This is a genomic window from Mycobacterium sherrisii, from assembly GCF_002102355.1.
Classification (GTDB): domain Bacteria; phylum Actinomycetota; class Actinomycetes; order Mycobacteriales; family Mycobacteriaceae; genus Mycobacterium; species Mycobacterium sherrisii.
In genome coordinates, this window is record NZ_LQPT01000084.1 from 148,227 (window position 1) to 155,617 (window position 7,391).

7 protein-coding genes are annotated in these 7,391 nt (G+C 64.8%); 3 read left to right on the plus strand and 4 right to left on the minus strand.

Going from position 1 to position 7,391, the window contains the following annotated elements:
• Nucleotides 1-8 precede the first annotated feature (8 nt).
• From AWC25_RS17545 to AWC25_RS26640, 3 genes are all read right to left on the minus strand, one after another.
• Complete coding sequence (locus tag AWC25_RS17545; RefSeq protein ID WP_069402954.1) at nucleotides 9-1,247, minus strand: glycosyltransferase family 4 protein; 1,239 nt, start codon at nucleotides 1,245-1,247, stop codon at nucleotides 9-11.
• Complete coding sequence (locus tag AWC25_RS17550) at nucleotides 1,244-2,326, minus strand: glycosyltransferase family protein (protein WP_244899536.1); 1,083 nt, start codon at nucleotides 2,324-2,326, stop codon at nucleotides 1,244-1,246. Before AWC25_RS17550 ends, AWC25_RS17545 begins: the two co-directional genes overlap by 4 nt.
• A 190-nt stretch (nucleotides 2,327-2,516) precedes the next feature.
• Complete coding sequence (locus tag AWC25_RS26640; protein ID WP_142278906.1) at nucleotides 2,517-2,957, minus strand: hypothetical protein; 441 nt, start codon at nucleotides 2,955-2,957, stop codon at nucleotides 2,517-2,519.
• 183 nt (nucleotides 2,958-3,140) lie between these two features.
• On the opposite strand from AWC25_RS26640, the gene AWC25_RS17555 reads away from it, so the two are divergent.
• On the plus strand, nucleotides 3,141-3,509 hold the full coding sequence (locus tag AWC25_RS17555) for a DUF732 domain-containing protein (RefSeq protein WP_069402956.1): 369 nt from the start codon (nucleotides 3,141-3,143) through the stop codon (nucleotides 3,507-3,509).
• A 6-nt stretch (nucleotides 3,510-3,515) separates the two neighbouring features.
• Here the strand turns inward: AWC25_RS17555 and AWC25_RS17560 are convergent, their stop codons facing one another.
• Nucleotides 3,516-4,568, minus strand: coding sequence for a cytochrome P450 (locus AWC25_RS17560; RefSeq protein WP_085167175.1), 1,053 nt, complete (start codon nucleotides 4,566-4,568; stop codon nucleotides 3,516-3,518).
• Nucleotides 4,569-4,884: 316 nt separating this feature from the next.
• Here AWC25_RS17560 and AWC25_RS17565 point away from each other — a divergent pair, with 316 nt between their 5' ends.
• A complete protein-coding gene (locus AWC25_RS17565) occupies nucleotides 4,885-5,718 on the plus strand; it encodes a mycofactocin-coupled SDR family oxidoreductase (RefSeq protein ID WP_069402958.1) in 834 nt (277 codons plus the stop codon).
• Between the two features lie 319 nt (nucleotides 5,719-6,037).
• Nucleotides 6,038-7,012, plus strand: coding sequence for an AraC-like ligand-binding domain-containing protein (locus AWC25_RS17570; RefSeq protein ID WP_158089758.1), 975 nt, complete (start codon nucleotides 6,038-6,040; stop codon nucleotides 7,010-7,012).
• Nucleotides 7,013-7,391 lie beyond the last annotated feature (379 nt).

Here is a 7,391-nt window from a genome sequence, read left to right on the forward strand (position 1 = left end):
ACCGATCATCACGCGGTAAGTTCACCACCCCCGTGAACGGGTGTGGCGCAGCGACATTCAGCGAAGTCAGCACCGTCACCGGTTGGCGAAGGTGACGGCAGATGCTCGCCGCCCGCGCCAAGTGACCAAAACCGTGATGATGGACGTAGTAACCGATCATGTTTGGCCTCGCTAGGGTTGTCGACCATGCGGCGGTACACGTCCAGATAAGCGCCCAACATCGCTTCCAACGAGCAACGACCGATTGCGTATTCACGTACCCCGCTGCGGCGGAGACCGACCGCCGCGGGGATGGCGTCCGCCATCTCGCCGACATCTTCGCCAGCGACGAGCCGGCCGGATTCGGGCCCGACGAGTTCGGGGATGCCGCCACGGGCGAAGGCGACGACCGGTGTGCCGCAGCACATCGCTTCGGCGACCACCAAGCCGTACGGCTCGTCCCACACGGGGGTCACCAACGCCGCTTCCGCGGCACCGACGACGCGTGCCAGCTGATCCTGGTCCAGGTGACCGGCATAGCGGACGTCCGCGCCCAACCTGGGCGCCACTTCGGTGGCGAAGTACTCGGTGTCGGAGATCGGACCGGCCAGCACTAGTGGCTTACCGGCGCGTCGCGCCGCACTGATCGCCAAATGCGGCGCCTTCTCGGCGGTGATGCGGCCGAACCAGACCAGCGGCCCGCCACCCGGGCCCAGCGGCCACCGACGCGTGTCGATGCCGTTGGGAATCACCGTGATACGGCTGATGGATTGGCTCCACGAGCGTGCGGTGTGTTCGGAGACGGCAGCGAACTGGGTGCCGACGCCGGCCGACGCGTCGATGGCCGACTCCAGCCACGGTGTCGGGGGCGTGTGCACCGTGGTGAGCATCGGAATCGACAGCATCGGGGCCATCGCGACCGGCAGATAGTGCAGGCTGTGATTGTGGACGATGTCGAAATCGTCCCGCCCCGACTCGGCCAGTCGCAACATCAGCGTCAGGTACGCATGGTGATCCGCCATGAACCCTTCGGCCGGCATCGAGACGTCGGCACGTGCGATGCGCGATATGCCTAGCGGCCGCACCGCAAGAGTGCGGCAGTCCAGATCTCCGTCGGATCCTGCTGCGGCAAAAAGGGATACCCGGTGTCCGAGCTTGGCCAGCGCGCGTGCCAGATGCCAGACATGCGCCTCCAGACCGCCGGCGAACGGCTGGCTGACGGCAAACCGGCTGGAGGCGATCAGCGCGACCCGCAAGCTATCGTTCATGCCGAGACCGCTCGGTACACATCGCCGTGGGCGGCTGCGACTTCGACACGTTCGGCGCGACGCTGCGCCCAGGTCGCTCGTGGTGCCGAGGTCCCCGCTGCCCACCGTCGGTATGCATCATCGACTGCACGCCGCAGTGATTCGGGGTCGAAACGATTCTCACTGAAATCGAAGACCCCGCAGGGCCGTTGCTGACCGTAGAAACCGCAGCCCGGGGCAATGACGGCGGTGCCGAGATCGAAGCATGCTTCCAGCCACCCGGAATGGCTGCCGAAGCGGTATGGCAGCACCGACACCGTCAGCGACGCCAGGTAGTCCCAGAATTCGCGGTCGGAGAAATACGGGTGTACCCGGACCCGAACATGATCGTATCGTCCGTATTCCAGCAGCGCCGCGCCGATTTGCGGTGCATACCAGTGATTTTGCGGGTCGAAGATTTCGTCGTGCACGTTGATCTGGAGCACCGCATGGGGCAGCGCTGACAGGATGTCGGTGAGGGCGTCCACGACCGGCAGGGGGTCCATGTTTGCCCGCAGGCTCTTCGCGTGGACTCCGACCACGAAGCGGTCACCGTTGTCGCGCGGCCGTAGGATACGGTCGCTTTCCAACACGTGCGGATGAGGAAGGACGCGGCATCGGCGTCCCCACCGATCCCAGATCGTCTGTGCCGCACCGGTCGTCAGTGTGATCAATTCGTCCGCGGCCGCAACGAGGACCTCCTGCTGACGGTCGTGGGCGGCCGAATCGCGGTGATGCGGGTTGCGCAGGTCGTGCACCGTGTAGACCAGCGGTTTACCGTGCGCCTTCAGTTCCCGAACCACCCCGGCGAGCAGCTCCGGACCTATGGCGTCGAACCCGAAATGGACATGGAACACATCGAAGCTGTCGTGGTTCTGGCTGACCCAACCCGGCTCGAGCATCAGCGGAGGCCACCAGCCGCCCGGAACGGTCCGGCCGTCGCGGGGCTCCGGATCAGGCAGGCGCACAATGCTTTCCGTGCTTTCCGTGCTTTCCGCTCCCGCGGGCACGGAAAGGTGACGCACGTAGACGTGCGAGGCGGGTACCGATGCAACACGCACTTAGGTCTGTCCTCCCACGCACCCAGCATTCGATCGTGCCGGCGTAGCCTGCCGGTCTCTGGCTGGTGTCAGCCTTTGTAGGGCTACCCGGGCCACAGCGGACCAAACTGGGGCGCGTCGGAAAGAAACCCGGTGCTGTCGCCGCGACGACGTGCCATTGGCGGCGCCGGGCGGTTCCCCGCGACCTGGCTCAGGGCGAGAGTTGGACGTGACCGCCCGGCGGACGCGGTGGCGAAGGCTGCGCCGGCGGAGGCGGGGGCGCCGGCGCAGCGGGCGCGGGGGCCTGCGGTTGGGGGGCGGGTCCCTCCGGGGGTTGCGGTGCGGGCGCCTGCGGCTGCTGCGGGCGTGGTTGCTGGGCTCGCGGCGGCGCCGACGCTACCGGCGGTTCGAGGGGTTTCGCGGTCGGCGCCGGGATTGCCGGCGGATCGGGGGTGATCTCGCCACGCGGGGCCGGCCCGATCAGGTGCGCCGCGAGGGTGTGCGGGCCCACCGCCGACCGGGCCGTCCCCGCACCGAGGTCGGTCGCGCCGCAGCACAGCAGGACGATCACCGCCCACCTGGCACATCGTCGTCGGCTGTGCACGGTCCGCGGATTCGACGGCGCGGCCTGTCGACGGGTCGGCGTGGTCATCGGCCCACGCAGACGTCGCGCGGCTGCGCCCATCCCCAGGTCCACGCGAAAGTCCAGTGGTGATACATGGTTCCAACCAGTTACGATGTCCATGATCGCAGGCGCTTTGTGCCTCCATTGTTACCAGTTGATGTCGATTCGTCAGATGTCAGCTGGATGACACCGAAGAGACCGGATCCTGTCGTGCACACCCGCATCCCCCACCTCGCCGGGGCGGTGGTTGGCCTCGCGGCGGCGCTCACCGCGGCACTCGGATACGCCGGGGCGGCCAAGGCCGATGCACAGGAGGACCAGTTCGTCGCATTACTTGCCCAACTGCAGATACCGGTGATCGACAATGTGCCGGGGCTGGTGTATCGGGCCCAGGAAATCTGCGGCGAGCTCGACCACGGTACCCCGTTCCAGTCGGTGGTGGATGAGGAAACAAACACGACGTACGCGAGTAGTCCGTCCTTACACCTCGTGCCGGATCGCGTGACGCGGACGGCGGTCAAATTCGTCACGGCATCGGTGACCGTCTATTGCCCGCGCTATCAAGGATTACTTCCTTAGGTCTGGTTACCATTTCAGCGGCACCGACTCGGGAACCCACCCGTTGAATATGCCCTCGGAGAATACGCCGTATGGTCTGGGATGCCAGGCCTTGGGAACGTTGCCGGCCTGCCAGTCGAACTCGAACTGCGGAATCCCGGCGAGCCACACCTCGAAGAACGCGCTCAGCAGATCCCGGGCCAGGTGCGAGGCCGGGCACCGGTGCGGGCCTCCCCCGAAACTCCAATGCCGGTGCGCCCCACCTAGTTTCATTTCCTGACCGGACAACGCGTCGGACTCGTCGCGGTGCACCAGACCGACGCACAACTCCACCGGGGACCCGGCCGGGATCGTGGTTTCACCGATAGTCACGTCACGGGTTGCGACGCGCGAAACCGTCTTCGCCCCGCCATCCAGCCGCAGCAACTCTTCGATGAAAGCCCCTTGACGGCTTGGGTTCTCGCGAAGTTCCTGCTGAAGTGCGGGCTTGCGGCCCAGCAATGCCAGCCCGGCCTTGATGGGGAACGAGGCGAACATGAAACCGCGGATCACCGTCGCCATGAGGCCCATGACCTCTTCGTTGCTGAGCGGTTCGGCGGCGAGGCGGGTGATGACATCGGGACCGCCCACGGGCGCGCGGCGGACCTGTCCGACCAGGTCGGCGGTAACGGCGTTGATCGGGATGTCCCTCGGCAGCCCGCAGACCAATCCGGAGGCCGTGAAGCACACCACCTCGGCGACTTGCGCGGCATCGCAGCGGCGGAATTTTGCTACCACGCCCACGCCCTCCTCGATGAGCCCGCGTATCGATGTGAGCATTTCCCGCGAACTGCCCGGGTTGAACAACTCCACCAGGATCGCGTGGTAGGGGCCGAACGGCCGATTGCCGGGCATCAGTTCACCTTGGCGGCTGCCGAAAACCTCGCCATCGCGCATGGCGGCCAGGACATCGTCGCGCTGCCACAGCACGTACGCCCCCTGCGGCCCCGGCAGTACCCGCTGGCCCGCTTGCTCGGCGGCCGCGTGCCACTCACGAAAGGCCGCGGCCGCAGTCTCGTCGGACCGCATGACTTCCTGCACGCCTCTCGCCTCCGGACCAGGTCCTCGCGCACCTCCGACGGTGCCACCGGCAACTCCGATGCCGCAACTCTAGCGTCAAGGTTTGCTCCTCGCCGCCGCACGCGAGGCCGCCCGGCAGATCGGCGGACGCCATGGGTTATCTGACGCCATGCCCGACTGGTTGACGAGAGCCGAAGATCGGCACCTTTAGACAAGGACCGTGCACTGCAATCCAACGCCGTGCGGCCCGGGGGGCGGCACAGTTGAAAGAGATGTCGAAGGCTGCCTGGCTGCGATGTCTGCGACGTTGGGGCCGGGGGGAAACGATGGGGGCGAGATGGCAGGACAGTTCGACGGCAAAGTTGCGTTCATTACCGGCGCCGCGCGCGGGCAGGGCCGCTCGCACGCCGTGCGGTTCGCCGAGGAAGGCGCCGACATCATCGCGATCGACATCTGCCAACAGCTCGACAGCGTGGCGTATCCGCTCGCAAGCCGCGAAGATCTCGACGAAACCGTCAACCTGGTAGAGAAAACGGGTCGTCGAATTATCGCCGAACAATCCGACGTTCGAGACTTCGCGGGCCTCCAAGCTGTGCTGGATACTGCGGTGGCAGAACTCGGCCGCCTGGACTTCGTCCTAGCGAACGCCGGGCTGGCGCCCGGCGCGGGTCTACCGCAGCCGAGCATGTCAGCGTATGTCGATGCGATCGACGTGATGCTCAACGGCGTCTACTTTACGATCGAAGCCGCCTTACCTGCCCTGCTCGATCGCGACGACGGCGGTGCGATAGTCATCACCAGCTCGGCGGCCGGGCTGAAATCGATCGGCCGGAGCTTCGATACCCGCGAACACGGCTTGGCCGGCTACACCGCCGCCAAACATGGGGTGGTTGGGTTGATGCGTTACTTCGCAACGATTCTCGCCGAAAAGAATATCCGGGTGAATTCGGTCCATCCGACCGGTGTCGCGACTCCGATGATTCAAAACGACGCGGTCGAAGGTTACGCGCGCGAGCACCCGTCGTTCGCGGCGGCCTTCCAGAACATGCTGCCCGTCGACGTGATCGAGCCCAAGGATGTCAGCGAAGCCATGATTTACCTGTGTAGCGAAGCCGGTCGCTATGTCACAGGAGTGACACTGGCTCTCGACGCCGGAATCCTCCTTAAATGAATGTGCCCGGCGTTTTTGCGAAATGCCCATCCGGTTGGCATATGGATTGAGCAGCGTGCCGCCGGACGAGCGCGTGGCATTCAGCGCGTTCTTTATCGATATGCCCTGCATTGCGTGGACCACGCGCCGCCTGGCGCATCGTCCACGCCAATTCCCTGTCGCGCCTGAGCAGATCGGCACGACCCCCGCGAGCTGCGCGACCGGGAAGGTACCATGGGGCAACGCTATGCGGCATTTCCGTCGGCTACCCTTTCCGGCCTGACTCGTAATGAACGCTATGCCAATGTCAGTCCATACGTTAAGGGGAAGGTGTGCCGTTTTGCAGCTTGGTAGCAACGGCCAGACTCCGAATGCCGCGACCGACGTCCAGTTTGACGCATTTGAGGCGTTCTTGTCGGAGCAGTTGGGGCCGATGCAGCTGTTGCCGGACGACGTTAAGACTTTCCGCGGGCAGATCCGATCGGTGGATCTTGGCGTCGTCCAATTGTCCAAGGTGCAATGTGAAAACGCATTCGTTGCCCGGCGCACGCGAAAACTTATCGCCGCGAGCAGCTCGAAATGCCTTAAAGTAGCGATGCAACTCCGAGGCACTTGTGTCCTGTCCCAGGGCGGTCGACAAGCGGCCCTGGCGCCCGGTGATTTTGCGATCTATGACACAGCGCGTCCGTATGAGATCAGCGGTGGTGCGTCATTCCATATGGAGGCAGTGATATTTCCGCGTGCGGCTCTGCAACTCCGCCAAGATCTTCTTGAACAACTGCTGATCCGGCCGATAAGTGGGCGAGAAGGCGTTGGACAGCTGGTATCGGGGTATCTTCGGACGCTTGCCCGTCAAGCCGACGACGGCCTGAATTCGGACTCCTTTCATTTGGCCGACGCCACCCTTAACCTGCTCGCAGCATCGTTTGCAGAGCAGCTCGGTGATGGCATCACAACGCCTGACGACGGGAAAAAGGCCTTACTGCTGCGTATCCGAACCTATATCGAGTGCCGGCTTGGTGATCCACTACTCGACATCGGTAGCATTGCCGCCGCGCATCATATTTCAGTCCGTATGCTGCACAAGCTATTCGAGAGCGAAGATCTGACCGTGGCCGGGTGGATCCGGATGCGGCGACTCGGGCACTGTCGTCGCGACTTGGCAGACCCCACTCTCGCCCAGCGGCCGGTGAGTTCGATCGCCGCCAAGTGGGGGCTGACGGACCCGGGGTATTTCTCACGGCTTTTCAAAGCAACTTATGGCCTTTCGCCCACGGATTACCGGGCGGCGGTGCAGCGCACGACGAGTTCCTAACCCCTGACGGTTCACGGCGGCGCGTCCGGACCGCGAGCACCGACTCCGGCCACCCAAGAGCACCAATATGATTCGCGTGCCACGCCTGCGGCTGTGACCCGAGATCGGCTGACGGGACAACGTTCCTGAAGGTCGTCGCACGATCTCGTGCACGCCAGGTCCAGTGCTGTGCGTGCATCTCCAGGCGCGCTGCCCCGGCGGTGGGTCTCGGGTCTCGGGTAAGTCCCCCCGTGTGGTGGGGTTTCGGAACCCATGGCGGCGGACGATGCCGGACCTACTGCGGGGTGTGTCGCTGAGGGTGTTGGGGTGGGCCATCGCGTAGTGGTCAGTGAGTTACCGACCAAAGTGACTCACGATAGGACACACGACGCGATGACCC